Source organism: Coleofasciculus sp. LEGE 07092 (assembly GCF_015207375.1).
Lineage (GTDB): Bacteria > Cyanobacteriota > Cyanobacteriia > Cyanobacteriales > Coleofasciculaceae > LEGE-07092.
On the sequence record NZ_JADEWY010000008.1, the window covers coordinates 14,473 to 38,987 of the forward strand.

The following is a 24,515-nucleotide window of genomic DNA, read 5'->3' on the forward strand; positions in this document are numbered from 1 at the left end:
TGAGCTGGGTTTTCGCTTTTTTAGTTATTTACTCTCTTTAGATAGTGATTGCTGTACCATCAAACTTGGTGAGAGAGAAACAGCCATCTTCGTTGTAGGTTAGCTTTTGCTCTTGTAGAATACCAATAGCGATCGCTTCACCTAGTTTTACCGATTCGGTGTAATCGGTGCGCCAGTGAACACCAGCCATATTGCGACCAATGGAGATGTTAGCAGCCAGCTTATTTAGCTCACCGCCTACGGTTAACTCCTCCGTACCAGGTCCACTGTAAGGAATGTAAGAAACCAATTGAGTGCCATCTGCATTCGGTACGACTGGCTTCGGCATTACATAGGACTCGTCAAACCAGGCTTTCAGCATGGTTACGCAAGCGCCAGCAACCGTAGCGTGTCCTGCACCGTAAGCGGGATGGGTGGGTGACCCTTCTGGGAAGACTTGCGGTAGTAGGTAAGTTCCGTTCTTATTAAAGATTTCCTGAACTGCTTGGGAGTTGAGAATTTCCTGATCGATGGGATACTTTGCCTTTCCGGTCAAGTGGTTGTGAATCAGTCCTCCAAGGGCTTCCGGGCGCAGCCGCCGATGCACAAACCACTTTTGATACCAAACGGCTTTAAGTGCTCGTGTGGCGACTTCCGTCACGAGACTAAGGATATGAGGTCCGCCAAACGTCCCAAACCCATCCTGATTACTGGAAGTAATATAGGGATTGCCTCGATCAAAAGGAGCTTTTATATCCAGCAAAATCAAACAAGCATTCAGGTAGGCTTCATAGAGGGCATCAAAATGAACGTAATTCCCTAAATCCCGCATATTACGGATATAGCGACGAACCGAGTCAAATTTATCCTGACCGCTGAAATCAAAGCCATTTTGCACAGCCAGCCACATTTTGTAATCCGTCATAAAGTCTTTCTGAGGGACTACGGTTCTCTGGCGTTGATTGATTGTGAGTGTGCCGTATTGGATATCTTTGAGCAAAAATTGAGAGAGGAAAGGACCCACCAAATCCCCTGGCGTCAAGCCTCGGAAAATAGTGTCTGGCGTCACCTTACAATCTTCCTTGGGTCCCCGGAAATCCGAGCAGCTCGATAGCTCTTCTGCCGCTTTGTCAATACCATTGTTGTCGCGAAAATCCGTAAAATTTACATCTCGCAACAGTGCCATCCAGTAAAGTTCTATGGCTTCACAGGAGTTTTCTGCTCCATCAATACGGGGTGCGGGTGGAATCGCTAATGACTGAGCATCGGGTCCTTCTAGGTCAAAGGCTAATCCGGCTTGAGGATTTGTAAATCGGCGACAAGCAAGGGATTTCTTTTGTTCTGAACTATCTTCTGGTTTATCCTCGGGTGGGTATTTTTCCAGCAGCTTCGGCTCTCCTGGTTTAGTTTGTTGAGCCAACTGATGCTCGGATTTCAGAGATTCTGGTAACTCGATCTGGCATTCTTTAGAACAACCTCGTGGTATTTTTTCAAAATCTTCATAATTTCCACTACACAAGGCTTTGAGCATGATTCGGTAGGCTGTGGGTTCCACCTCACCGAGTTGGTTGTGGGGTAAGCCTTTGGAATAGTTCGCAATATAACTTAACTCGTTGTTAGAGTTTCGGTAAGCCGACTCCTCACCATTATTTAAGTGTTCGGGATGAGGTCGCAGAAACGCAATTTCAGCGGATTCCTCACGAACTTCTCGGGCTAAGGTACGACGAGAAAAATGTTTTTTCATGTCAATTTCTCCCTATGACAATGACCTGAGTTAGATTATGGGATATGAAGGTTGCAAAATGAGACTTAAAAGCTGTTGGATTACAAGAGCTTAATACAAATATTGCGAAATTTTACGATACTGGTGTGGCACTCCCAGTCTATGCAACCTTCTGTTTGATTCCTAATCGTACTGACTGGAACGTACACACAGAGATGACCTGACCATTGAATTTTACTGCAATGCGTGAGTCGTCTGGGAAGGGTCAATTAACTATCCCCAAATGATACCGTTTTTCGAATCGCTTGTGTGGTTTTTCTTAAGGAAAGTGGTGTGATACGTTTGAAACCAATCAAGATGTCATACTTTATACGGATGAGCCAATACAGAACAACGCGATCGCACCAATTTGACATGAAAAACCTACTGCCATCAATTCTCCTAACCCCAATTTTCGCCCTACTAGGTTCAGCAGTTGCCCTCGCTGAAGTCCGCACTGAGGTGATTGAATACCAACACGGCGACACCGTACTCGAAGGCTTTCTCGCTTATGATGATGAGATTGAAGGCAAGCGCCCCGGTGTCATGGTAGTTCACGCTTGGAAAGGATTGGGAGAATATGAGAAGGAACGGGCGAAACAGCTAGCCGAACTAGGGTATGTTGCTTTTGCTGCCGATATTTACGGCAAAGGCATCCGACCTCAAACCAATGAACAAGCAGCCGCCCAAGCAAAGATTTATCGCTCTAACCGAAAGCTATTGCGCGATCGCGCTAATGCCGGATTGCAAGTTTTGCAACAATACTCCCTAACCAACCCCAATCAAGTTGCGGCAATTGGCTATTGTTTCGGTGGGGGTACGGTATTGGAGTTAGCCCGGAGTGGTGCGCCTGTGGCAGGGGTTGTCAGCTTCCACGGCAACCTGGATACACCCAATCCCGCAGATGCCCAAAATATCCAAGGTAGAGTACTGGTTTTGCACGGGGCAGCCGATCCCTATGTGCCAGAGGAACAGGTTGCAGGGTTGAAAGAAGAAATGAATAGTGCCAATGTAGACTGGCAGTTAGTTATGTACGGCAATGCTGTCCACAGCTTCACTGAACCCAAAGCTGGCAACGATCCCTCAACGGGTGCGGCTTATAATGCTGATGCAGATAAGCGTTCTTGGGCAGCAATGAAGCGGTTTTTTGCAGAGATATTTATGGAGAAATAAAGGGTGCGGTTTAAAAGCAATTTTTAATACATAAAAATACGGAACTGGAGTTTTCTAAAATTCCCCATTCCCTAAGTAAGTCAAACTCTAGGACAACTGACGCTTGGGCCACTGATAAGCAGTTCTGGAAGTCGGCGAAGTTAAAGGAGTAGTTGCCTCTACATTTCCGAGTGGAGACTTACCATGACTCCTTTGGAAGATTTGGTGAGCCATTAAAACCATCAGTGCTTCAAAGACTGACGTTTTATCATTGGGATTGACTGTTACAATGGGTGGTCGCACCTTGTCATTCATAAAACCCAGACCAAACAAGACGTGTTCGTGACCCAATGCTCCTGGTAAATCCATGCAGGTTAGACCAATAATCATCGGGATTTGAACTCGCTGATTCATAAAGGTCATAATTTCGCGAGCATCGTTGAAAGAACTAGAACGATTAGCTGCCACCAGCAGAATATAAGCATGGGCTCGGCGAATCAACAAATCCCACATAAAATCAAAGCGTGATTGACCAGGAGTACCATAGACTTGCAATTCTATGTCTCGTCCCAACATCCGCGTACCGAAATCGAAAGCAACAGTAGTTTTTCTCTTCATCAATGCTGTATCGTCGGTGGCTTTACGTTCTGTGTCTACAACTGCAGTTTGACTGAATGTTCGGACAAAAGTAGACTTTCCAGCGCCTACCGTTCCGCTTACTACTAAACGCATTGTTTCCATTTATTTTACTCCGCAAAAAACTCGCCAAAACGTCTTAATTAAGTCAATGAATAACTAGTGAGGTACATTTAGTTTTTGTACCTACTCTTTACTCTTTACTGCCTATTTCCTACTCCCGGAAATCCAGGACTTTGTACCTCACCCGATAAAGAAACGCTATACAGACTGCCTCAACTACAGCAAAGCTGATTTCAATTCAGAAAGGGTGCGTTTAATTTCCAACATCAAAACACCCTGTTTTGCCGCCTTGCTTGCTAGCACCAAAAAGACTGCATCCTCTCCACAACTGGTGAGGATGCTAAACCCCTCTTCACCCTCAACATAGATGCGATCGATTGCACCCCGCGCCAGTTCTCGACCAATTCGTTCGCCCAAGGATAGCATCGCGGCTGACATGGCAGATACCCGCTCATCATCCATACCTCCCGGCAAGCTAGAGGCTAGAGGTAAACCATCTGGAGTAACCATAGCTGCACCTTGAACATCTGATGTTGCTGTCACAAAAGTTTGGAGAATATATCCCAATTTTTCAGTATTGATTGCCATTGTTGTAATTTGGGTCAAATGTTAGAGATTGCAATACAATTAACTCACAGTTCGGGTCTAAGCAGCACCGCTTGCAATCAGACGCTTAAACAGACTCTCAGTCCATCCAGTTTCTTTCAAAACAGCCGCCTCACTGACTTCTATATAGGCTTGCTCGATAAAGGCTAAATCAATCATGCAAATTCGGCTGAGAGCCTCCTGAAGTGCTTCAGGTTTTTCATCTGCCTTGAGGCGCTTTCTCACTTCACAAACTACTGCTGCCATTGCTGGAACAACGTGTTGAGGTCCGATTCCAACCCGAACGTGTATTAAACCAATTCGCCAACGACGCTCGGCGTAAGACTTTCCCCAATGATCTATGCCCGTGAACATTTCGCTAAACCATTCAATAAAGGTGTCCCTTAGGCGATGGATACGTTCTTCTGTACTATTTAAAATAGCATTCATTTCCGGGTCACTCCCCAAGTAAGCATAGAAACTAACTGCCATTTCAGGAGCGATTTCTCTTCCCCAATCTGCATAGGAGTTTAGAATAGCTTTGTCTTCACTTGTTAAACTAATTCGCTCCTCCAGCTTGGATAAGAATGCATGGGGATCTAAGGTCATAACCTTCTCCTCTATAAATTAATTTATCAGAATTACACTATTTAAGTTGTAGCAAGTTAATTGGATAAATGGTTGCTATTTGAACTTCCTGTATATGAAGTTTCTGTTGACTTTTCGTGATTTTTTTAAAATCAATCTCTCAATAAAAAAAATCGAGAGGGGATATTTTTTAAGCTGAATACTCATCCCGGATAACTTGCTCTATAAATCTTTTCAGGAAGTTAGCCCTTAAATCCGGATGGTTGCTGTACGAGTAAGCTATTTTTCGTTTAGTTTGTACAAGTTAGGACACTCAAGATGCCCATCTGACAAGAATTTTAATACTGTATAGTTTTACGAATTTAAACAACAAACAAGTTGTTTAAAATAAGAAAAAATCCTTTGAGTGTTATATCAATCAATGATTAGTAAGGAGTAGGAAATAGGGAATTACAGCGGTTTTCAAGTTAATGGACTACATTTTGACCCCCCTAGCCCCCCTTATCAAGGGGGGAACTGCACCACACCGACTTGAAAAGTACTGTGAAATTTCTCTCATTACATTTTTGACGGCAACTTGGTACGGTAAATTTCTTCTGCAAAAGATTTTTACCGACTCCAAAAGAACAAGAACACCCCCAGAACACTCGCCAGCACCAAACCGCCAAAGAGATAGAGAAGGCGACGGCGAGGTTGAAGCTTCCCAGTTTTGGGAGATGTATCTAACTCCTGTCCTTTGAGAGAGTGTAACCATTCTGCGACTCGTTTAGACTTTGGTAAGTCTGGGTGTAGCTTAAAAAACCAGCCAGCACCTCCAATGGTTCCAAGGGCTGACCTTCCGTACCCCGGAGGTTAACGTAGAGTTGAGCATCGGGAAAATCTGGCTTTAATTGATGGGCAACATGAAGCGCCAGAGCAGATTTACCCACACCTGCCGCACCCGTTACTACAGAAATCAGGGGCGTTTTTTCTTGTCCGAGGGTTGCTTGTCGCAGTTGAGCCGCCACCCTATCCAATTCGGCTTGACGACCGATAAAGTCAGTAAGATCAGAAGGAAGATGATGGGCGAATGTGGGTTGGGTTACATTCCCCTGAAGAATCTGCTTAACTTTGCTAGGGTCAACGGCTATTGCATCTTGTACTAAACCGTGAAAGTGCAGTTCGTATCTTGATATCTCTCCAGCCATTTATTACTCCCTACTCCCGTTCGACTGACGCTCACGGCAAAAGCCTACTCCCTACTCCTAATAACTAAAATCAAAGATTCCCCTACCAATTTACAGCAGCGGATGTTTGATAATAAGGGAACCTTTGATTATCGGGGTAATTTACACCTGAAATGACTACAGTGCCAGTTTTAATTCGCCCAGTGTCCGTTTAATTTCTAACATTAAGACCCCTTGCTTGGCTTCTTTAGTAGCCAGGACAAGGAAGACAGCATCCTCACCACAACTGGTCAAAATACTAAAACCTTGATGACCCTCAACATAGATGCGATCGATGCCACCTCGGACGAGTTCTGTCCCAATCCGCTCACCCAACGATAGCATAGCGGCAGACATCGCCGATACACGCTCATCATCCATGCCTCCGGGCAGGCTAGATGCTAAAGGTAAACCATCGGGTGTCACCATTGCAGCACCTTCAACATCACTGGTTCCTGATACGAAGGTTTTGAGGATATGTCCTAGTTTTTGGGTATTGATAGCCATTGCTGTACTCCCGTTTCAATTTCAAATAATACGAAGCGATTAGAATTGATTCGGTAGAAGCAACCTGAAATTGAGTGATGAATAGCCCTCTTAAGACTGTGCGATAGGGGTTGTTCGTGTTAATTTACTTACCCCATAACACTGTATTGAAGAACGTCGTGAGTGCCACCGCGCAAGACAGATTCAGTTTGTGTTCCCCGCAAGCGCTTACCGAAAAAGGCTTCTAAGAATCCCTGAATGGCTCCCATAGTGTAGGTACACTGACGGGATGAACCTTCTTCTTCACCAGCCGAGCAAATGGTTTCTCGCGTATAGACTTTGTACAACTCGCCTTCTTGCTCGACTTTATCCACAATGCACAAACGAGTCCCGTCTTTACCGATGATATCGTTAACTTTTGATGCCACGTCTGTCAGGGCAACTCCCTCACCCTTGCCAACTAAGCCAAGCTCTTCAGCCAAGCTTTTACCACGCTGGCGTCCCGCTGAAATCAGAGCGATCGCGGCGGCTTTTTCTCCGAGAGCTTCTTCAACACCAGTAACGATCGCTTTCGTGCAAACAACGCTACTAAAATTTCCTAGTTCGTGACGCAATGCATTTTGTGCTATTGACATAGAATTTACCTCTCTTTAGGGGTTAATCTGAATGGACTGAATGGGAATAAATCTGACAATAATTCCCTGGAAAATTCGCTATTAGTAGATACAATCCTAGGTCTAATTCTCTATTACTATTTTAGTAGTTATTATCTGCTACTGTCTGCTTTTTTTGAAATGATTTTGTTAAGAAAATCTATTCTTGTTTATTGATTTATAAAAAAATAACCGACTAGCATGGTTAATGCTTCGGTCATTTAATAAATAGCAAGCTTTTTTGAATTTAAAACTTGTTCCAGCTCATTCCATTCAGTATTGAATCAGAATTTATCTGTTACCTCAGATTTATCAGTTAGCTTGAGCAAAACTTTTAAAGCTTCAACGACCGAGGTTTTAACATGAGGATTAACGGTGAGAATGGGGGGGCAATTTTTATCATTTACTAAGCCCAAGGCTACCAAAATCTCTTCTGAAGCTAATGCTTCTGCACAGTCCGTATGAGTCAAACCCACAATCATCGGGACTTGTACTCGCTCTTTCATAAACGAAAAAATTTCGTGGGCGTAGGAAAAACCACTAGGTTGATTGGCAGCGACTAATAGAATATAAGCATCAGCTCCCTTGATTAAAATATCCCACATGAAATCAAAGCGAGATTGACCGGGAGTACCGTAGATGTGCAAATCCATATTGGCACCCAGAACGAGTTTCCCAAAATCAAAAGCAACCGTGGTTGTTTCCTTAAATGAAGAGATTTTATCTGTGGCACGACGTTCTACTTCTACTACATCAATTTCACTAGCTGTCCGCACAAAGGTAGACTTGCCAGCTCCGACAGTTCCTGTTACAACGATACGCAGACTTTCCATGGACTTTTTCTCCGCAAAAACCTACCCAACTGATTGAGCTGTTAATGATTGAAGGTAGGGCGGTAAGCTGAAACACTTAATCTGCAATTTTTTTATCTGAGAGGAAGAGTTTTATTTTCGCTTCAGCTAGGTTATACAGGTTAGATGTACAGCAACTTATCGCCTAGCTTAGTTCAAGATCCAATAACCAGGAGGGCTAGAACCTAACTGCCTGCTCCTGGAAATTTTTCGACTTGACTAGCCTATAGCTGACTTTAGTTCTGTGAGCGTCCGTTTGATTTCTAACATCAGAACTCCCTGCTTTGCCTCTTTAGTCGCCAACACTAAGAAGACAGCATCCTCACCACAACTTGTCAAAATGCTAAAGCCTTGATCACCCTCAACATAGATGCGATCAATGCCACCTCGAGAGAGTTCTTTGCCAATTCGTTCACCCAATGACAGCATAGCAGCAGACATAGCGGAAACCCGCTCATCATCCATGCCTCCGGGCAAGCTAGAAGCTAGCGGTAAACCATCGGGCGTAACCATAGCTGCACCCTCAACATCACCGGTTGCCGTCACAAAGTTTTTGAGGATATACCCCAGTTTTTCAGAATTGATAGCCATTGTTGTACTCCTGCTGAAATTTTTACAGATTGCGATGGAGTTATAACAATCCTAAATAAGGAACCAACTGGAGTTGTCAGTATCAGGTTCCCTGTGGAAACAAAAGGTTGCCCATCAAATAGGATTGCTACAACTCGTATACCTTGGAACGGAAAACTCTCAAGTTACATAGAATTTGCGCCAGTGGCAATCAAACGCCGGAACAAACCTTCCGTCCAGCCCGTTTCTTTGAGAACTGCTGCCGAACTCACTTCAACATAAGCTTGCTCAATGAAAGCTAAATCAATCATGCAAATCCGACCGAGAGCATCCCGCAATGCTTCATCTTTACCAGACGCTTTTAGCTTTTGACCCACCGCATTAACGACGATTGCCATTGCTGGGACAACGTGTTGAGGTCCGATACCAATTTGTACATGAACTAGACCAATTCGCCAACGGCGATCAGCGTAAGCATTTCCCCATTCATCCATGCCCGTAAACATTTCGTAAAACCATTGAACGAAGGTTTCACGTAGACGATGAATCCGCCCTTCTTTGGCATTAATAATGGCACTCATTTCTGCGTCACGACCTAAATAATCATAGAAATGGTCTGCCATTTCTGAGGCAATTTCTTTGCCCCAATCAGCGTTCTCTTTAAGAAGAGTTTTGTCTTCGCCTGTAAAAGCAATGCGCTTTTCCATCGTACTCATGAATTCATGGGCATTTAATGCCATTTCTATCTCCTGTTGGTGTTAAATGAATGGTGATTTCCCCTTTTAGTTGTAGCAATTTAATCTCAACGATGTCCATTTTTTTGATGTAGAGTTGATGAATTTATTTCTAAATTCTTCACAAATACTTTGCAATCGGATCATCTTAATATCCTGATTTTTATTTAATTAAAGAATCAGAATATTATTTTTTTTGCAACCGTTTCTACTTCTAAAAGGTTTATCCCCTAACTTTTTCATCAGTTAGGAATTAAATCCGGAGGTTCTGTCACCAATACGCTGCCTGAATTGAGTCAAAGCACTGACTAACTTAATCAAACTAGCGGTTGATTTCTGCCAAATTGCACCAAGCAGGTAGGTCAAACTCAACTAACCCATTTCCTAGAACTTACTAGAGTGGGCAGCTCATTTGCTGATGCTTACCTGTTCAGCTATTTTTAGTTTGAAAAGAGGTGTTAGGGGTCTCCAAACCCAGGGAAGGTATTCTTCATCCCTTTGTTACTCTGTCATGACCTCTGTCTTTATAAGCCTTTTTCGTTTCTATAGCCGTTATCTTTTGGATGAAATACAACGCATCTCAGTTTTAGAACAAGGAGGAAACCTGCAAGAGTATTTAACCAAAAACTGCTATAGACATAGAAGCCCTGCTAATTAACCTTTTCCAGGCGTTAGGGGTTAAATCCGGATAATTTTTTCAGTGAATTAGTTTAGCGACATCTGTAATTTCGTATATTTTGATAAAGATTAGTTAAATTATGATTGTATTAATGCTTTATAAGGGAACTGCAAGAAGTCTAATGAATCTGAATGCCTCGGCTTTGCATCGTTTGTTCAAATAACTCAGTAGAAAGTGCTTGTTCCACGGGGCAGACACCTGGTTGGTGAAGTTGATCTGTCAGTATTAACTGAGCAATACTACCCGTACCAGCACCAGCCGCTACAGCCGTATTTTCATGTACTAAGGTCGAGCAGACTGTAATAGGTTTTCCCTCTTTTTGACCCTTCACTTCTGAGCGAATGGCAACACCAATACCGCTGAAGCGATCGCTCACTTGAGTCATCTGGTGGCTAACTTGAGACAAAAACTCCACACCCTTAGGATTTTTGATCCAGGATGAGGGAAATATATGGGCGGCAATCCAGGTGAGATGATTGTAAAAATCAGGAGCCGAACCAAATTTAGTAATGACGGTTTTTACCGGGAAAGAGTCTACCAGGGTAAAAGCTTCTGGCATATCAAACCAGTAAACTCCAACTTTGCCATAGGGAGCAGGAAATTGAATGGTTTCGCGATCGCTATAGGGCTTCACCAATTGCCACTGGTTATCAGTCCAAGCCTCAAACGGCTCTTGTAACCCCAGAAAGGTAGTTCGCATCACTGTGACTCCAGCACCGCCAGAACCCGCTACCACATAACTCAGATGAATTCGTTCTGCCTCATCGAGTTGTTCAACATCATGGCGCACCATGCTATTGGAAATGCCCGGAAAAATGCCAGTATTGACAATGGCGGTAACATCAGCCGCCGCTGCTGCTTCACTACAGGCTAGCGCTTTTCGGGTGAAAGAGCGATTGTCGCTGACATCTAGATAATTGACACCTTCTTCGATGCAACTTTTCAGGACACTAGTGTCGCGGTAGAGAAATGGACCGGCACAATGGATAACTAAGTTGTGAGAAGCGATCGCTCTTCTCAACCCCTCGTGATCAGCTAAATCCAAGGCTAAAAACTCCACTTGGGGCTGTGCCTTTTGGCTGACAGCAGCTTCTGGTTTCACCTGACGCCCCGTTACAGTAATTTGCGCCTGCGTGTGGGCAATCAGGTCTTGTGCTACACTGCTGCCAATTCGTCCCTGTCCTCCCAGAATTAAAACCCGGTCTGTCATCGTCCTACATTAGTAACATTCTGTACTTATTGCATCACGTTTACCTTGTTTAAATCATCGGCAGCTAGGGAGACATTTGCTCTGCGGAAGGATTGATGTTACTGAAAGAATAGGTTAAGCGGGCGTTGACACTTTTTGGATCAAGACTCCTTAAAGACCCACTCTATCCTCGACTTTAGGAAATTGCTAGCTTCCTTAAGTCTTTCATTGAACGGCTGCTGATGCTTCAGAAACACCCGCGCACAATTGCGTCCCGGCATTCCAGAAATGGAACCGCCGGGATGGGTTCCGGCACCTGTGAGAAATAACCCTTCAATGGGTGTCTTGTAATTAGCCAGTTCCGGTAAAGGGCGGAAGAACATCATCTGATCGAGGGTCATATCGAGGTGGTAGTAGTTTCCCTTATAGGCACCCAAGCGTGCGCCTAATTCGGCTGGGCTTTCTACGCGACGGGCGATAATTGCCTTTTTGACATTGGGGGCATAATCTGCCAATTTGTCAATTACCCGATCTGCCACCTTATTTTTCAATTCATCCGTCCAACCCGTACCATTCAAACCCGTCCCCTCAGCCCCGGCAATCTGATAGGGGGCAAAGAACTCAATCCACAGGGTGTGCTTGCCTTCTGGAGCCATGGACGGGTCTAGCACCGTTGGTACATCCAGATACATGGAGGGGTTAGAGTCGGGAATTTGTCCTATTTCGGCTAAGGAGTGTGCCTGTTCTACATGGGCTACCGAGTCAGCAATTAATACTGAACCCACTAGATACTCGTCTTTGTGGTCATAAGCCTCAAAGCGCGGCACCTCTGACAGAGCACAATCAATTTTAAGAATTGTTTCGTTATTGTTGGCAGTACGCCGCTCTACTCTATCGCGCAGTTTAGGATCGGCTGAATCGATATCTGCTGAGTCAACGAGTTGGAGGAATAAGCGTTTGGCGTCAATATTGGAAATTACGCCTTTGTTGACGCGATACTCTTTACCATTGGCAACTCTCACCCCCACAGCCCGACCGTCATCCACTAAAACCTGCTTAACGGGCTGGTCGCACAAAACAACTCCGCCCTTACTCTTCACCAAATTTAATAGAGCTTGGGTGAGTGCGCCTGTGCCGCCACGGGGTCGAGCCATGCCGGGATTGTGGCGCAGTGACATCATCATTGCACCAATGGCAATAGTTTTTTGGGAAGGGGGCGCTCCCAGTTCTGATGCGAGTCGGGCGAGTGGGGCTTTGAGGAACTCCGAATCAAACCACTCCTCAAGGATCTCCTTGGGACTGGTTAGCATATCGCGTACCCAGTCTAGGGTTTTGTCAACACCGCCGATTACGGATAAGAGGTCTTTAAGGTTTGTCCAGCCGTAGTTGCCTGCAATATCAATGATTGACTTGGGCGGCGCATTAAACATGGGAGCAATTGCTTGAGTCACCCGCTGCCAGTAGTCCGTAAATTCTGCATATTTTTTGGCATCGCGATCGCTGTAGCGGGCAATTTCAGCACAGGTTTGCTCTACCGAACGATGAGCCAAAAAGTACTTGCCGTCAGGATGGGGACAGAAAACAACGGGATCGCAGAACAGATACTCTAACCCATAGTGATGTAGTTCTAATTCCTCGACTACTGGTCCGAGGTGAATGAATTCGTGGTCGATGGCACACAGATTAAACTTAAATCCCGGAGCTGCCTCTGGCAAGGCTTCCTCCGTCGTTGCGGCACCGCCTGGGACAGAACGCGCCTCTAGTAGCAGTACGGTATACCCGGCTTTGAGCAGATAGGCGGCACAGACTAGTCCGTTGTGACCTGCGCCAATGATCGCGACATCATAAGATTCCATGAACGAAATGCTTGCATTCGTGATAATTTCTTGATTTTAAGAAATCGAAAAGCTTTGCTAGTCTATCATGGGAAGTATATGGTAGCGTGCAGGCAATATTTGTCAGAGGCGACAGTCTCAGCGTTGCTCCATTTCTCAAGTCTTACAGGGTGTGCGGTTACATCAAGTGAGCTTCAGTTCAGGTATACTCTTTTAGCAATGAGGTACATTGAATAGACCTACCGAAACAATCCGGAGCGATACGGTTTTCTTCGGTAAGGACTAGAGTATCTCGAGCAAAATTTGAGATAAACCCTATCCTTGACCAACGCTGGTAGCTAGTTCAGGGAAAGCCGCAAGTTTTTGGGTTACCTCAACAGGCTAGGGTATAGTTTTGATGAGGTTATAAAATTTCCTGAACCCTGCATTCTACAAAGCACTAGAGTCTAGCTGCTCTGGATGAATTGAGTTGTCGCAGCTATACTGGCAAAGTCTGGATATTCTTGTAAAAGCAGTCTTAAGTGGTATATGAGTCCTGTGGTTAAAATTGTTCAACCCTCTGGCATCTTAGATGGCACAAAAGCCGGTCAATTTCGTCAAGAGATTAGTGACCTTGTGAAATCTAATGTCGATATCGTATTGATTGATTTCCAAGATGTTACTTTTATGGATAGTTCCGGATTGGGAGCCCTTGTCTTAGCACTGAAAACCGTTCGTGCTGCTGGTGGCAAGCTCTTTGTTTGCTCAGTCAACGAACAAATCAAAATGTTATTTGAACTAACGAGCATGGATCGGGTTTTTGAAATCTTTCCAACTCGAGCAGATTTTGAAGAATCTGTAGTGTCTGCCAGCTAATTTTAAGGGTGCTACCTACAGAATCTATACCCTATACCCTACCCACAAGCCTCAGAATGGTCTAGAACGGAGAACTTGGGCGATGAGTTAGGGACAAATAAAAGGTCAGTTTAATTTTGGAGTACGTCCCGTAGTGCAATAGCTAATGCCTTACGAGAGCGATCGCTCCCATTTCTGAGGCTAAGGGTATGAAGGCTCTAGTCCCCAGATCGAGCCATCCGGTTGGTTAATTTCATAAATCCCATCGCTGAAGACGTAGAGGGTACTTGATTGGGTCACATCACAGCAAGCATCAACATAATCTGCTTCTAGGAACATACCGACGGGTAGTCCTGCTGTCTTGAGAAGCTTCGCATCCGTGTAGGAAGAGGGTGTACCACAGAACAATATAGCTGGTGGATGTCCAGCGCTGGCGTAAGTGAGTTGGCGATTGAGGCGATTGTAAACTCCGTACCAAAGAGTAAAGTACTTATCGTTACGCTGAGTCATTTGGAAGGTGTGGTTTAGCCCTCGCAAAACATCGCTGGGTTGGTAGTAATTGATATTAGGCAAGGCGCGGGACTTGAGCAGATTGATCACTGAAAGCGTGGGCAATGCAGCTCGCAAGCCATGTCCAGCCGCATCCAACAGGTAAATCGCTAAATGGTCTGAATCAAGCCAGTAATAATCAAAGCCATCGCCCCCCAGTTGCCGAGAAGGAATGAATCGGGCGTCGATAGTAACCGGCGGTTCGGTCATCCGGTCTGGAAGGATAGAACGGACATATTCGGCAGCTTCAGCTAATTCCATCTCTAATAGGTGCTTTTGGTGCTGCAAATCGCGACTGAGTTGATGCAGTCTCAAGCCAGACCGCACTCGTGCTTGCAACTCCGCCATTTCGATAGGTTTGCATACAAAGTCATCCGCACCTGCATCCAACCCCTTTACCCGATCCTCAATTGAGCCGAGAGAGGTCAGCAGAATGAACATGGTTGTTGACAGTTCGGGTGTTGCCTTAACATGGCGACAGACCTCCAAACCGTTCATGCGTGGCATAATCCAATCGCAAATGACCAGTGCCGGACGTAACTGCCGTGCTTGTGCTAAACCGTCTTCGCCATTGCTGGCAACAAACACCTCGTAACCCTGATTGTGAAGGGTTCGTTTTAGCAAAATTTGAATGGCGGGGTCATCATCAATAATTAGAATTTGGTTCATGGCATTGAGGTAGTACAAGTCACTCAAGAAGATTGCAGATGCACTGGCTGACAACGAGGATGGCAACTAGATGCAGTTGAGTGTACTTTCATAAGAAAGTGATAAAGATCCCAAAGTAAGTCAGTCAATCGTAGAGCAAGGGTTAAATCTAGGGTAAACTGGATTTTTCAACAGTAGAGTATCGGTGCATTTAAAACCAGGCTTTGGTGTCGTTGATTTGAAAGGCTTTGAGCAGTTGAACGACCTTAAAAAATTTACCCGAAACTTTCCCTCCGACCTCAATGCGCTAGATCAGGTTTTGTCATGGTTCGATCAGCACAGAGTACCATCCATTCCTAAAAAAGTATGGTTACAGTGCCAGTTAGCGCTCGCGGAGGGCTATACCAACGCCGTTCGTTATGCCCATAAGGGTTTACCGACCACTATTCCCATTACTATTGAAGTTACTCTATTCTCCGAATATCTGGAGATACGCATCTGGGATCAAGGACCGCCTTTTGATTTGGAGCAACGGCTTCAGAGTCCGCCTCCCTTGGTAGACGCACAGGCTGGCGGTGGACGGGGTTTACTCATCTTACAAAAAATTGCGGATAAGCTCAGTTATACACGCACGGATGATGATCGCAACTGCTTGCTAGTGGTGAAATGCTATAGCAGTTCTAGTTGAGCCGTGAACAACAAGAGTTTACTGGGGTGTAGGGCGTGTCCGAGGCTGCACCGATATGGACTTAGAGGTTTACCCACCCCCTGATCTTGCCATTGAGTCTGATGTGACTTCCAAGACTACCTTGGACGCCTACGAAGCCCTGCGGGTTCCAGAAGTGTGGATCTATCGCGATCGCCAACTTAGGATTTACTTACTTCAGAATGGTAACTATACCCAGTCGTCTATCAGCCCCATCTTTCCTAAACTACTCATCACCGAAATGATTCCCCAACTCGTGCAAAAAGCCATTGATGAGGGAACCAGTCGGATGCTGCGCGAATTGAAAGTACAACTGTGTCAGTTAAAAGATTGAGTTATGGCGGATAGGTTATTACCCGCAGGCTAGGATGACTTCTTGTGAGGATGAAAGCCGAGAGAGTTCATGGTGAGGAGCGATCGCTTTTTCTGGCTCTCAAATAAACAGTAATCCCTACTCCCTATTCCCTATTCTTCGTTTTCTACGTTTCAGAACCCAAACCCCAAACGCCACAATCAGCAATACAAATACGATCGCAGAGATCGGACGAATGTACTGCTTCACAATGTCATAATTCTCACCCAAGGCATATCCGGCAGATGCCAACACACTTGTCCACCCTAACGTACCAATTGCCGTGTACAGCAAAAAAGGCTTTAGATTCATCTCACTCAGCCCTGCCGGAACTGAGATCAAGCTGCGAATTCCTGGGACGAAACGACAGAAAAGTACTGTTTTGTCACCATGTTTATCGAACCACCGATCTGCTCTAGTAATCTCTTTACTGGATAAGGTTAGCCATTTACCATATTTATTCGCCCAACGCTTTAAGCGCTCGTCGCCTACATATTTGCCGATGTAGTACCAGGGTAACGCACCAAGCACGGAACCTACCATCCCTGCAACAATCACCCCTACTAAATTCAACTCACCCTGCTTGGCTGTGAAGCCAGCCAGAGGCATCACTACCTCTGAGGGGATGGGAGGAAGAATATTTTCTAAAAACATCAACATCAGAATTCCCAGGTAGCCTAAAGAATTCATGATGTTGGTTATCCAGTCAAGCATTGTTTAGTTAGAACCGGGAGTCTCTCAAGTGTGCGGTTATTCAACCTTGTATTAACCTATCTCTAGGCTGAATTTTTGATATTTTGATGATAGAGCCAATCTATTAATTTAAGCATAAATAGAGTATCAGAAGCCCTACCCTCTATCCTGGGGAGGTATTCTTGAAGGTTTGGGTTTTTTTCCAACGTTACTGACATCCATGACTTTACCCAACATGTCATACCAAAATGACGCGCCCATTGAAATGGCTAAACCACTTAAAAACCAGCCGACTAGGTATCTCACATCCCAAGGAATTTGCCGATTTTGGCGTTGATGCCTACGATTGAATTCACTCCAACCAATGGGTAGAGATAGATTATCTACAGCACGATCAATCTTGTCTAAAGTTTCTGGCGTTAATTGGGTATCGCTGGCAGCGATGTCATTCGCCGTTTGAGTAACGACAGTCCTTAAGGCTGAGTCTTTAGTTAACCGACTCACCATATATAAAGTATCAGCATTGGCAGCCACAGCAACGGTACAACCAATTGCGATCGCAACCAATTTGGCATTTCGCTTGTAAACACCGCTAGCACGTTCCATTGAACGATCAAACCAGGTTGCTACTTCCTGCTCAAATTGATGGAAATCCTCCCGAACATCCTGTAAATTGCTTTGCGTTCGTTCTGCCAGAATACTCAGATTTTCTGTGATAGATTTAGGTAAATTCAATTCTAAAACATGATTTAGCAATTTTTCTAAGTCATCTATCAGTTTAGTATTTGGCAAATTGGCAATACAACCCAGCGTTAAAATAAATTCTTTAGCGGCTACAGGCAGTTGCACTGTATTTTCTAGCTGAATATCCTGCTTAAATTGGTTATAAACTTCCTCATATTCATTATTAAATCTTTCTTCGTAACTAGCAATAATGGTATTAATTGTGTTGATAATTTTTTCCTTAATTAAATGTCGAGACTCATCTAAATTTAGAATAAAGTTGATGATTGATTTGTAGTCATAAGCCGAATGACTTCGCTGGAGAATTGCTTCAATGTCATTACAGATATCTTGCACTTCCGTCGCCATCAGTTCAGGTTTGAATTGATCGACATCTTGCTTCAATTCTTCAAGATACTGTTTGGTTTTTTGGGTAGCTTCTTTTGTTGCTGCAATTGGAGCTTCTCGATCGGTAAGCTGTTTGTCATTCTTATAGGTTTGCCAACGCTGGGTAATTTCACCACATGACTCAATTATTTCCACTAGTTCAAAAATAGTTAACTGCAAGTCTTGTAACACATATAATCGCTCGTTTTGGTTTCTACCAAAAATTTCCCCGTTTAAGCGATCGAGTTGTGCAACCTGCATTTTAGGTAGATAAGTCTGAGAAAATTCAAAATATCGTTCTAGATTATCGGCTATGCGATTAATAGTTATAGCTAAATCTGCTTTATTACTCTCGAAATTGAGAATAATTTTATTAAGATTGTGCTTTAATTTATAGAAATCATTTAATATTAATAAAGTTCGTTTAGAAGAGTCATTTTTGGGGGTAAAAATTTTAAGATAGCCGATGAGTTCACTTTCAGAATTAAAGTCTAGAGTAATTCTGTTGATCAATTGACTTTGGTCATGTAAAATAGATGCAATTCTAACTATCACGTTTTCTTGTACGAACCATTGCAGGTTGAGAGCAGTAATCTGGTGATGAAGTTCTGGTAATTTCAAGCTTTCTAGCAAACTAGCGGCAAAGAAATGTGAAGGGATGTAGGAAGGTCCGCTGTGTTTTTTATAGCCAAACATACTTTTCCGTCCAAAGCGGACGATAAACCCTAAAAGGTGATTAATCTGTCGGGGAATAGTGGCTAAAAATCCTTTAGCTTCTTGATTGAGTGTTTTGATTAGAGGACTTTTATAGAGCTCGTTGGCAAGAGTTTTAACCGATTTCAAGTCTTGTTTTTTATTATTTCCTGCTAAAAGAGTTTCAATTGATTCTTTTAAATGAACGGCTCTCCATTGGAGCAACGTAGCAATTAATTCTTGAATTTCAGAAGCGAGAAGACTTAAAATCAAATAAATAAAAATTAAACTAAGGGCAATTTCAATGATAATGGGAATAGTCATTTAGGGAATGGGGAATGGGGAATAGGGAATAGGGAATAGGGAATGGGGAATCAGTTAACTTCTAGACTGTTTCCCCTTCTTCTTTGTAGTATTGAGTTTTTCTTTATGTCGGTAGCTACCCGATCGCTTTTAACGCTGCAATCGAGTAAACTATCTGCCAAGTAAGTCAGTAACTGGCTGAAAGCGTCATTAAATCAACTTAACAGCTCTCAAACCAAAAAACAGGGCTAGGGCAACCGCCGAGGCAGCGCCGAGGATTAAAAAATAGGCGATGATTCCAGATACAGACATTTACTGTTCTCCACAAGAGGTTCTATTAGTCCATTGAATCATTTTGTGGGCTAGAATACAGCCCACGGTTGCTTGGCAAAAGGGTTTGATAATGAAATCTGTGATTCGTGTTGATGTACCGCCCCAATCTTACGAGATTGCGATCGCACCAGGACGTTTGGACGATTTGGGTGTCTGGATGAGTCGCCTGAAACTTGGCAAGAAGGTTTTGGTGGTATCGAATCCCGCAATTTTCCGCCGATATGGAGAAAGGGTGATGGCAGCACTGAAGCTGATAGGGTATGAGGTGTCTCACTGCACCCTACCCCCTGGAGAACGCTACAAAACCCTCAAGTCAGCGCAAAAGCTCTACGATGGGGCACTAAAACACCGTTTAGAGCGTTCTAGTACGATGGTGGCATTAGGGGGGGGTGTGATTGGCGACATGACGGGGTTTGCGGCTGCTACTTGGTTGCGAGGAATTAATGTAGTACAGGTGCCAACCTCCCTACTGGCGATGGTAGATGCGGCAATTGGTGGCAAGACAGGCGTCAATCATCCCCAAGGTAAAAACTTGATTGGCGCATTTCATCAACCACGATTTGTTTTAATTGACTTCCAAGTTTTAAAGACATTGCCTGCACGGGAATTACGGGCGGGGATGGCAGAGGTGATTAAATATGGCATTATTTGGGATGCGGAGTTATTTGCCAAGCTCGAGAGTGCCAAGCGTCTCGACCAAATGCGTTATCTGGATGAGGAGTTACTGTCGTATATCCTCTCGTGTTCCTGCCAAGCGAAAGCGGATGTCGTGAGTCAGGATGAAAAAGAAGCAGGGTTAAGGGCTATTTTAAACTACGGTCATACCATTGGTCATGCAGTAGAAAGTTTGACGGGGTATAAATTAGTCAACCACGGGGAAGCGGTGGCGATTGGCATGGTGGCAGCCGCTGAAATTGCAGTGCAACTGAAGATGTGGACGCCAGAGGAGGCACAGCGGCAGAATGCTTTAATTGAAAAAGCGGGATTACCGAGTCAGTTACCTGCGGGATTAGAGATTGAAGCAATTGTCGATACCCTGCAAACGGATAAGAAGGTAAAAGATGGAAAGGTACGATTTGTGCTACCAACTCAGATTGGTGCAGTAACAATCACCGATCAAGTGCCAGCCGATGTGATTCGACACGTTTTGGAGAAGATGCAGTAATTCCGGCAGACTGTTCATGAAGGCAGATCCCCGACTTCTTAGAGAAGTCGGGGATCTAAACCGCAAAACGCAGGAGTTATTAGTAGTCGCTAGTTTATAGGTTTACTCTTTCGCCTGTAGCCGCCTTACCAAGTCATAAAAAGGCTCCCAGTTATCATCTCGATCGATAATACCCCAAACGTCTTCAATCACAGGTCGCAATAATGCCGTTTTCGGATTCTTATCCCGCAAGCGCTTCCCAACAGCCTCCAGTTCATAAGTTGACAAATTCTGCAAAACATGATGATAGAGCGATCGCCAATTTGCCAGCAATGACGGCTGCTCACCTGATTCTAGAAATGATGTATCGCTAAAAATGTGCTCTTCACTATCGCGCCATCGTGGGTTAAACTGCTGGGCTAATTGAGCAAAGAATTCGTGATAACCCACCTGAGTTTCCTTGAGAAACTCAATCGTGAGATTCAACAACTCATCGGCTTCCGGTTCACTCACTGACTCAAACCCCAACTTATTAAGCATAAGCTGGCGATAAGCTGTAGAATAATGGGTATCAAACCGTCTTAACCCCTCCTCCATCTCAGCAACAGGAATAATCATCCCTAAAGGCTGCTGAAGCATCTCCAAATTCCCTTTACAAATAGCAGGTTGCCTACCGTAACTGTAGCGCCCATAATAATCAAAATAAGCGGCAGTAAACAACGAGCTATAGGTGGGGATAAAGGCATAAGGTCCGTAGTCAAAACTTTCTCCAGTAATCGACATATTGTCAGTATTCAGCACCCCGTGACAAAAGCCTGCTGCCATCCACTGCGCCGCCAATTCTGCCACTCGTTCCACTAACTCAGCATAAAACTGCACATACTGCTCCGTTTTCTCCCCCTTACTCACAGGGATGACGTGAGAATAGTACTGTTCAATTACGTGATCTAATAATTTTTCAATTAAATCTCGACGCTTGAAATAGTACAACCGCTCAAACGTGCCAAACCGGATATGGGAACGACTCAACCGTACCATCACTGACGAACGAGTCGGAGATGGTTCGTCTCCCCGCCACAATGGTTCTCCGGTTTCAATCAAGCTCAAACAGCGAGAGGTACGCACCCCCAACGAGTGCAGCGCTTCCGCCGCCAAGACTTCCCGCACCCCACCCTTGAGGGTCAATCTGCCATCTGCCCCTCTAGAATAGGGGGTAGTACCAGACCCTTTAGTGCCAAAATCGTAAAGTTCCCTATCTCTCCCTCGTACCTGTCCGTAGAGAAAACCCCGACCATCTCCTAACCTAGAATTATATTCCCCGAACTGATAGCCGTGATATCGCAGGGCTAAAAAAGGTCGAATCCCAACAAATTTGCCGAACGCTTGAATAAAATCTGCATCCGTAACCTTTTGAAATTCTAAGCCCAACACGGGTAATAGTTGATCATTACGAAACCGTAAGATGTGGCGAGGAAATTCTGCGGCTGCCACTTCATCAAAATAGTCATATCCCAAGGATTCCAATGTTGGTTCATAGTCGAGGGAGAGGAACATAGGCAATTCAAGTGTTAAAAAATTTATAGCGTTTCTCTATCTGGTGAGGTATACCCTGATGAAGGCAGAGAGTGGGGAGTGGGGAGTAGGGAATGGGACTGTATCTCATGTAAGTGAGAAGCGCTATATATAGAGTTTCCTCGTCTTGTTAGGTACGTCCTTGAGCTTCAAGTCCCCCTTTATAAGGGGGATGCGAGGGGGTTGTATTGTATCTCACATGAGAGGGAATCGGTATAATCGCTATTTTTGACGCTGACTTTGATAATGCTGGTGCAAACGATAACAATTGATGCCACCGATACTATGATAGTTCTCTTAATCTTGAAACACCATAATACTGCCCGAATAGCAAGCTACCCAAACCTGCCTAGTTTTCGGGTCGTAAGTAATACCAATAGGATTAGCATTTGTATTAACCGTTTGCAGTACCTTCATATCAGTTGTGCGAACTTTACTGACCGTATTGGAATGGTAATTCACCACATAAAGCAATTGACCATCATCGGATATCACCATGCTCCGAGGAGCACTACCAGTCGCAACTTTTTTGAGTACCTTACCTGTGGATAAATCTATCTTCGCAACCATCCCTTCACTGTTCAAGGTTGCATAAAGATACTGACCTGTGGGGTCAATACTCAAATGACGGGGTGAATGACCGATATTTTTTAACCAATCTACTGAGAAATCATTGAGGTCTACGACAGCAATGTCATAGGAACCCATGACGGCAACATAGGCTTTTTCTGACGTTGAATCAACGACAATTCCACGGGGATATCGACCCAATTTAATTCGTTTTATTTCGCGGATTTCTTCAGGGTCTACGACGCTCAAATCCCAGCTACACCAGTTACTAACCAGTACCAAGCGGTTATCGGGTGAGGTGGCAACAAATTTAGGAACCGAGCCGACTTCAACAACTTGGTCAATTTCTAGACTGTTAGTATTAACACGATACAAAAAACTATTGTCAGTCTTTTGATTAGAAGTGCATTGGTCGCTACCTGGTTTGTTAAAGCCTGACCCGTACATCTGGTAATTAGATATCCAAGCATACTGACCGTTATGAGAAAACGCGGCTTCAACGGGAGCACCTTGATATTTCCCGGTAAATTTTGAATACCCGTATTTTTCTAAGTTGACGGTATCGGCAAGAGTTTTGACTAATTTATACTTCCGGTCATAAACCGTGATGGTATGGCTATACATCATGTTTTGGGCAAAAAATAAACCCTGACCGGAATGTACAATTGATTTGGGTGAAATCTTGCCAGAAATGGTTTCTTTGAGTGTCATCTCAGTACCAAGACTCGACTCATTTTCTTGGGTGGTGTCTTGTTGACTCTGTTCATTGATGAACAAGTCTTGATTAAAGGGTTCCTGCTCATTCTGTTCGTTCAGGGAAGAGTCTTCATTTTGCTCATCAATAAATGAGTCTTCATTAAATACAGAATCTGAGCTGTCGGGTTGAGAGGAGGTCGATGTCTGGGAGCCAGATTCCAAAACTATTCGGGTATTGGAGCCAACAATGCCATCGGGGGTTAGACCCTTGGCTTTTTGGAATTTCATCACCGCCTCTTGAGTCATGGAGCCGTAATAACCTGTGAGCGGTCCATTAAAATAGCCATCGTCTAGCAGCTTTTTCTGGAGGGCGGTTACGTCAGAATTGCGATGTCCTCTCCTGAGAACCAAACCGGGGTTAGCAAATCCGATACGGTCATCGGTGACGGTGGGAGAGGGGGCAGGCTGCAACGCGGGCATCGGTACTGGGGAACCCGATTCCATGGCGGCGCGGGTTTTGGGACCTGCCAGACCATCGGGGGTTAAGCCCTTGGCTTTTTGGAATCGAATGACGGCCTCTTGGGTTGTGGAGCCGTAATAGCCTGTAATGGGTCCTTCAAAGTAACCGCCAATTTGCAGATTCTTTTGAAGGGACGTTACCTGAGAACTGCGATTGCCTCTTGTGAGGACTAAAGAGGGTCTAGCGGATACTACCGCTTCATTCCTGTCTGCGCCGGGTGGGGGAGTAACTGCGGAAAATTCTGGTGATGGGGTTTCGGGGTTGACAAACGTATCATCTGATGGTGGTCTAGATTCCGGCGTTGTCGGAGTTTCTAGATTGACAAAACTATCGGCTGGTGAGACAGGGCTAAAATCCTGTGTTGTTGGAGCTTCGGAGCTAAAACTACTATTATTATTTGATGCTGAAGAACCCGACTCGATAGCGGATCTCGTTTCAGATCCAACAATACCATCGGGGCTTAGACCTTTAGCTTTCTGGAATCGAATGACCGCATCTTGGGTCAAAAGTCCGTAATAACCTGTAACAGGTCCATCAAAGTAGCCATCTTCTTGCAGACTTTTCTGAAGGGCATTAACATCAGAACCACTATTTCCTTTCCGCAGAGCCAGAACCGGGCTAGCCAAACTGACGATGAATAGCGCAATGGTCAAAAAAATGAATGGAATCCAGGCTGCACTCAGGCGCTTTTTTCGGTCGAGTTCTGGGAAGAATAACCTGTAACTGGGGATAGTTTCGGGTTCTGAGTCTGCCCATGCCTCATCTGTTACAGCGTGATGAAGGGAGGCAAGTTTTTCCATGGTTCTTTGTTTCTCTACCAAACAT

23 protein-coding genes are annotated in these 24,515 nt (G+C 44.5%); 5 read left to right on the top strand and 18 right to left on the bottom strand.

Features of this window, described 5'->3' with window-relative positions; genetic code table 11:
* Positions 1-37 precede the first annotated feature (37 nt).
* A complete protein-coding gene (locus IQ257_RS03290; protein ID WP_193872022.1) occupies positions 38-1,723 on the bottom strand; it encodes a vanadium-dependent haloperoxidase in 1,686 nt (561 codons plus the stop codon).
* A 393-nt stretch (positions 1,724-2,116) separates the two neighbouring features.
* On the opposite strand from IQ257_RS03290, the gene IQ257_RS03295 reads away from it, so the two are divergent.
* Positions 2,117-2,914, top strand: coding sequence for a dienelactone hydrolase family protein (locus IQ257_RS03295; protein ID WP_193872115.1), 798 nt, complete (start codon positions 2,117-2,119; stop codon positions 2,912-2,914).
* An 87-nt stretch (positions 2,915-3,001) separates the two neighbouring features.
* Here the strand turns inward: IQ257_RS03295 and IQ257_RS03300 are convergent, their stop codons facing one another.
* The 11 genes from IQ257_RS03300 to crtO form a co-directional block, all read right to left on the bottom strand.
* Positions 3,002-3,634 (bottom strand): GTP-binding protein, encoded by a 633-nt coding sequence (locus tag IQ257_RS03300; protein ID WP_193872023.1) that lies wholly within the window; start codon positions 3,632-3,634, stop codon positions 3,002-3,004.
* 174 nt (positions 3,635-3,808) lie between these two features.
* A complete protein-coding gene (locus IQ257_RS03305) occupies positions 3,809-4,180 on the bottom strand; it encodes a roadblock/LC7 domain-containing protein (RefSeq protein ID WP_193872024.1) in 372 nt (123 codons plus the stop codon).
* 57 nt (positions 4,181-4,237) lie between these two features.
* Complete coding sequence (locus IQ257_RS03310) at positions 4,238-4,786, bottom strand: protoglobin domain-containing protein (RefSeq protein WP_193872025.1); 549 nt, start codon at positions 4,784-4,786, stop codon at positions 4,238-4,240.
* Between the two features lie 701 nt (positions 4,787-5,487).
* The gene (locus IQ257_RS03315; RefSeq protein WP_193872026.1) at positions 5,488-5,952 is read right to left on the bottom strand and encodes an AAA family ATPase; all 465 of its coding nucleotides are present in this window, start codon (positions 5,950-5,952) and stop codon (positions 5,488-5,490) included.
* Positions 5,953-6,108: 156 nt separating this feature from the next.
* Complete coding sequence (locus IQ257_RS03320; RefSeq protein ID WP_193872027.1) at positions 6,109-6,477, bottom strand: roadblock/LC7 domain-containing protein; 369 nt, start codon at positions 6,475-6,477, stop codon at positions 6,109-6,111.
* A 128-nt stretch (positions 6,478-6,605) separates the two neighbouring features.
* A complete protein-coding gene (locus IQ257_RS03325) occupies positions 6,606-7,091 on the bottom strand; it encodes a hypothetical protein (protein ID WP_193872028.1) in 486 nt (161 codons plus the stop codon).
* Positions 7,092-7,393: 302 nt separating this feature from the next.
* Complete coding sequence (locus IQ257_RS03330; protein ID WP_193872029.1) at positions 7,394-7,942, bottom strand: GTP-binding protein; 549 nt, start codon at positions 7,940-7,942, stop codon at positions 7,394-7,396.
* A gap of 237 nt (positions 7,943-8,179) precedes the next feature.
* Positions 8,180-8,551, bottom strand: coding sequence for a roadblock/LC7 domain-containing protein (locus tag IQ257_RS03335; protein ID WP_193872032.1), 372 nt, complete (start codon positions 8,549-8,551; stop codon positions 8,180-8,182).
* A 164-nt stretch (positions 8,552-8,715) separates the two neighbouring features.
* Positions 8,716-9,270 (bottom strand): protoglobin domain-containing protein, encoded by a 555-nt coding sequence (locus tag IQ257_RS03340; RefSeq protein WP_193872034.1) that lies wholly within the window; start codon positions 9,268-9,270, stop codon positions 8,716-8,718.
* A gap of 791 nt (positions 9,271-10,061) precedes the next feature.
* Positions 10,062-11,153, bottom strand: coding sequence for a saccharopine dehydrogenase family protein (locus IQ257_RS03345; RefSeq protein WP_193872036.1), 1,092 nt, complete (start codon positions 11,151-11,153; stop codon positions 10,062-10,064).
* 140 nt (positions 11,154-11,293) lie between these two features.
* Positions 11,294-12,988, bottom strand: a complete 1,695-nt coding sequence (crtO, locus tag IQ257_RS03350; protein ID WP_193872037.1) for a beta-carotene ketolase CrtO — start codon at positions 12,986-12,988, stop codon at positions 11,294-11,296.
* A 507-nt stretch (positions 12,989-13,495) separates the two neighbouring features.
* Here crtO and IQ257_RS03355 point away from each other — a divergent pair.
* On the top strand, positions 13,496-13,822 hold the full coding sequence (locus tag IQ257_RS03355; protein WP_193872039.1) for an STAS domain-containing protein: 327 nt from the start codon (positions 13,496-13,498) through the stop codon (positions 13,820-13,822).
* Between the two features lie 180 nt (positions 13,823-14,002).
* On the opposite strand, the gene IQ257_RS03360 is transcribed toward IQ257_RS03355, so the two are convergent.
* Positions 14,003-15,019: a PP2C family protein-serine/threonine phosphatase gene (locus IQ257_RS03360; RefSeq protein ID WP_193932926.1), complete on the bottom strand. Its 1,017-nt coding sequence runs from the start codon at positions 15,017-15,019 to the stop codon at positions 14,003-14,005.
* 184 nt (positions 15,020-15,203) lie between these two features.
* Here IQ257_RS03360 and IQ257_RS03365 point away from each other — a divergent pair, with 184 nt between their 5' ends.
* On the top strand, positions 15,204-15,686 hold the full coding sequence (locus IQ257_RS03365; RefSeq protein ID WP_322744165.1) for an ATP-binding protein: 483 nt from the start codon (positions 15,204-15,206) through the stop codon (positions 15,684-15,686).
* Positions 15,687-15,741: 55 nt separating this feature from the next.
* Positions 15,742-16,038 (top strand): Uma2 family endonuclease, encoded by a 297-nt coding sequence (locus IQ257_RS03370; RefSeq protein ID WP_228060384.1) that lies wholly within the window; start codon positions 15,742-15,744, stop codon positions 16,036-16,038.
* Between the two features lie 117 nt (positions 16,039-16,155).
* On the opposite strand, the gene IQ257_RS03375 is transcribed toward IQ257_RS03370, so the two are convergent.
* From IQ257_RS03375 to IQ257_RS03385, 3 genes are all read right to left on the bottom strand, one after another.
* The gene (locus IQ257_RS03375; RefSeq protein WP_193872041.1) at positions 16,156-16,770 is read right to left on the bottom strand and encodes a DedA family protein; all 615 of its coding nucleotides are present in this window, start codon (positions 16,768-16,770) and stop codon (positions 16,156-16,158) included.
* Between the two features lie 135 nt (positions 16,771-16,905).
* A complete protein-coding gene (locus IQ257_RS03380; RefSeq protein ID WP_193872043.1) occupies positions 16,906-18,876 on the bottom strand; it encodes a hypothetical protein in 1,971 nt (656 codons plus the stop codon).
* A gap of 189 nt (positions 18,877-19,065) precedes the next feature.
* The gene (locus IQ257_RS03385; RefSeq protein ID WP_193872045.1) at positions 19,066-19,167 is read right to left on the bottom strand and encodes a cytochrome b6-f complex subunit PetL; all 102 of its coding nucleotides are present in this window, start codon (positions 19,165-19,167) and stop codon (positions 19,066-19,068) included.
* A 91-nt stretch (positions 19,168-19,258) separates the two neighbouring features.
* Between IQ257_RS03385 and aroB the strand changes: the two genes are divergently transcribed.
* Positions 19,259-20,353 (top strand): 3-dehydroquinate synthase, encoded by a 1,095-nt coding sequence (gene aroB, locus IQ257_RS03390; protein ID WP_193872047.1) that lies wholly within the window; start codon positions 19,259-19,261, stop codon positions 20,351-20,353.
* Between the two features lie 102 nt (positions 20,354-20,455).
* Here aroB and IQ257_RS03395 read toward each other — a convergent pair whose 3' ends face one another.
* Together IQ257_RS03395 and IQ257_RS03400 are read right to left on the bottom strand one after the other, a co-directional pair.
* Positions 20,456-21,886: a protein adenylyltransferase SelO gene (locus IQ257_RS03395; protein WP_193872049.1), complete on the bottom strand. Its 1,431-nt coding sequence runs from the start codon at positions 21,884-21,886 to the stop codon at positions 20,456-20,458.
* 315 nt (positions 21,887-22,201) lie between these two features.
* Positions 22,202-24,490, bottom strand: coding sequence for a peptidoglycan-binding protein (locus tag IQ257_RS03400; protein WP_193932928.1), 2,289 nt, complete (start codon positions 24,488-24,490; stop codon positions 22,202-22,204).
* Between the last annotated feature and the right edge of the window lie 25 nt (positions 24,491-24,515).

Excerpts from the sequence above, each read along its gene's own strand:
- IQ257_RS03290 (WP_193872022.1), bottom strand. The coding sequence starts at position 1,723 with ATGAAAAAACATTTTTCTCGTCGTACCTTAGCCCGAGAAGTTCGTGAG.
- IQ257_RS03295 (WP_193872115.1), top strand. The coding sequence starts at position 2,117 with ATGAAAAACCTACTGCCATCAATTCTCCTAACCCCAATTTTCGCCCTA.
- IQ257_RS03300 (WP_193872023.1), bottom strand. The coding sequence starts at position 3,634 with ATGGAAACAATGCGTTTAGTAGTAAGCGGAACGGTAGGCGCTGGAAAG.
- IQ257_RS03305 (WP_193872024.1), bottom strand. The coding sequence starts at position 4,180 with ATGGCAATCAATACTGAAAAATTGGGATATATTCTCCAAACTTTTGTG.
- IQ257_RS03310 (WP_193872025.1), bottom strand. The coding sequence starts at position 4,786 with ATGACCTTAGATCCCCATGCATTCTTATCCAAGCTGGAGGAGCGAATT.
- IQ257_RS03315 (WP_193872026.1), bottom strand. The coding sequence starts at position 5,952 with ATGGCTGGAGAGATATCAAGATACGAACTGCACTTTCACGGTTTAGTA.
- IQ257_RS03320 (WP_193872027.1), bottom strand. The coding sequence starts at position 6,477 with ATGGCTATCAATACCCAAAAACTAGGACATATCCTCAAAACCTTCGTA.
- IQ257_RS03325 (WP_193872028.1), bottom strand. The coding sequence starts at position 7,091 with ATGTCAATAGCACAAAATGCATTGCGTCACGAACTAGGAAATTTTAGT.
- IQ257_RS03330 (WP_193872029.1), bottom strand. The coding sequence starts at position 7,942 with ATGGAAAGTCTGCGTATCGTTGTAACAGGAACTGTCGGAGCTGGCAAG.
- IQ257_RS03335 (WP_193872032.1), bottom strand. The coding sequence starts at position 8,551 with ATGGCTATCAATTCTGAAAAACTGGGGTATATCCTCAAAAACTTTGTG.
- IQ257_RS03340 (WP_193872034.1), bottom strand. The coding sequence starts at position 9,270 with ATGGCATTAAATGCCCATGAATTCATGAGTACGATGGAAAAGCGCATT.
- IQ257_RS03345 (WP_193872036.1), bottom strand. The coding sequence starts at position 11,153 with ATGACAGACCGGGTTTTAATTCTGGGAGGACAGGGACGAATTGGCAGC.
- crtO (WP_193872037.1), bottom strand. The coding sequence starts at position 12,988 with ATGGAATCTTATGATGTCGCGATCATTGGCGCAGGTCACAACGGACTA.
- IQ257_RS03355 (WP_193872039.1), top strand. The coding sequence starts at position 13,496 with ATGAGTCCTGTGGTTAAAATTGTTCAACCCTCTGGCATCTTAGATGGC.
- IQ257_RS03360 (WP_193932926.1), bottom strand. The coding sequence starts at position 15,019 with ATGAACCAAATTCTAATTATTGATGATGACCCCGCCATTCAAATTTTG.
- IQ257_RS03370 (WP_228060384.1), top strand. The coding sequence starts at position 15,742 with ATGGACTTAGAGGTTTACCCACCCCCTGATCTTGCCATTGAGTCTGAT.
- IQ257_RS03375 (WP_193872041.1), bottom strand. The coding sequence starts at position 16,770 with ATGCTTGACTGGATAACCAACATCATGAATTCTTTAGGCTACCTGGGA.
- IQ257_RS03380 (WP_193872043.1), bottom strand. The coding sequence starts at position 18,876 with ATGACTATTCCCATTATCATTGAAATTGCCCTTAGTTTAATTTTTATT.
- IQ257_RS03385 (WP_193872045.1), bottom strand. The coding sequence starts at position 19,167 with ATGTCTGTATCTGGAATCATCGCCTATTTTTTAATCCTCGGCGCTGCC.
- aroB (WP_193872047.1), top strand. The coding sequence starts at position 19,259 with ATGAAATCTGTGATTCGTGTTGATGTACCGCCCCAATCTTACGAGATT.
- IQ257_RS03395 (WP_193872049.1), bottom strand. The coding sequence starts at position 21,886 with ATGTTCCTCTCCCTCGACTATGAACCAACATTGGAATCCTTGGGATAT.
- IQ257_RS03400 (WP_193932928.1), bottom strand. The coding sequence starts at position 24,490 with ATGGAAAAACTTGCCTCCCTTCATCACGCTGTAACAGATGAGGCATGG.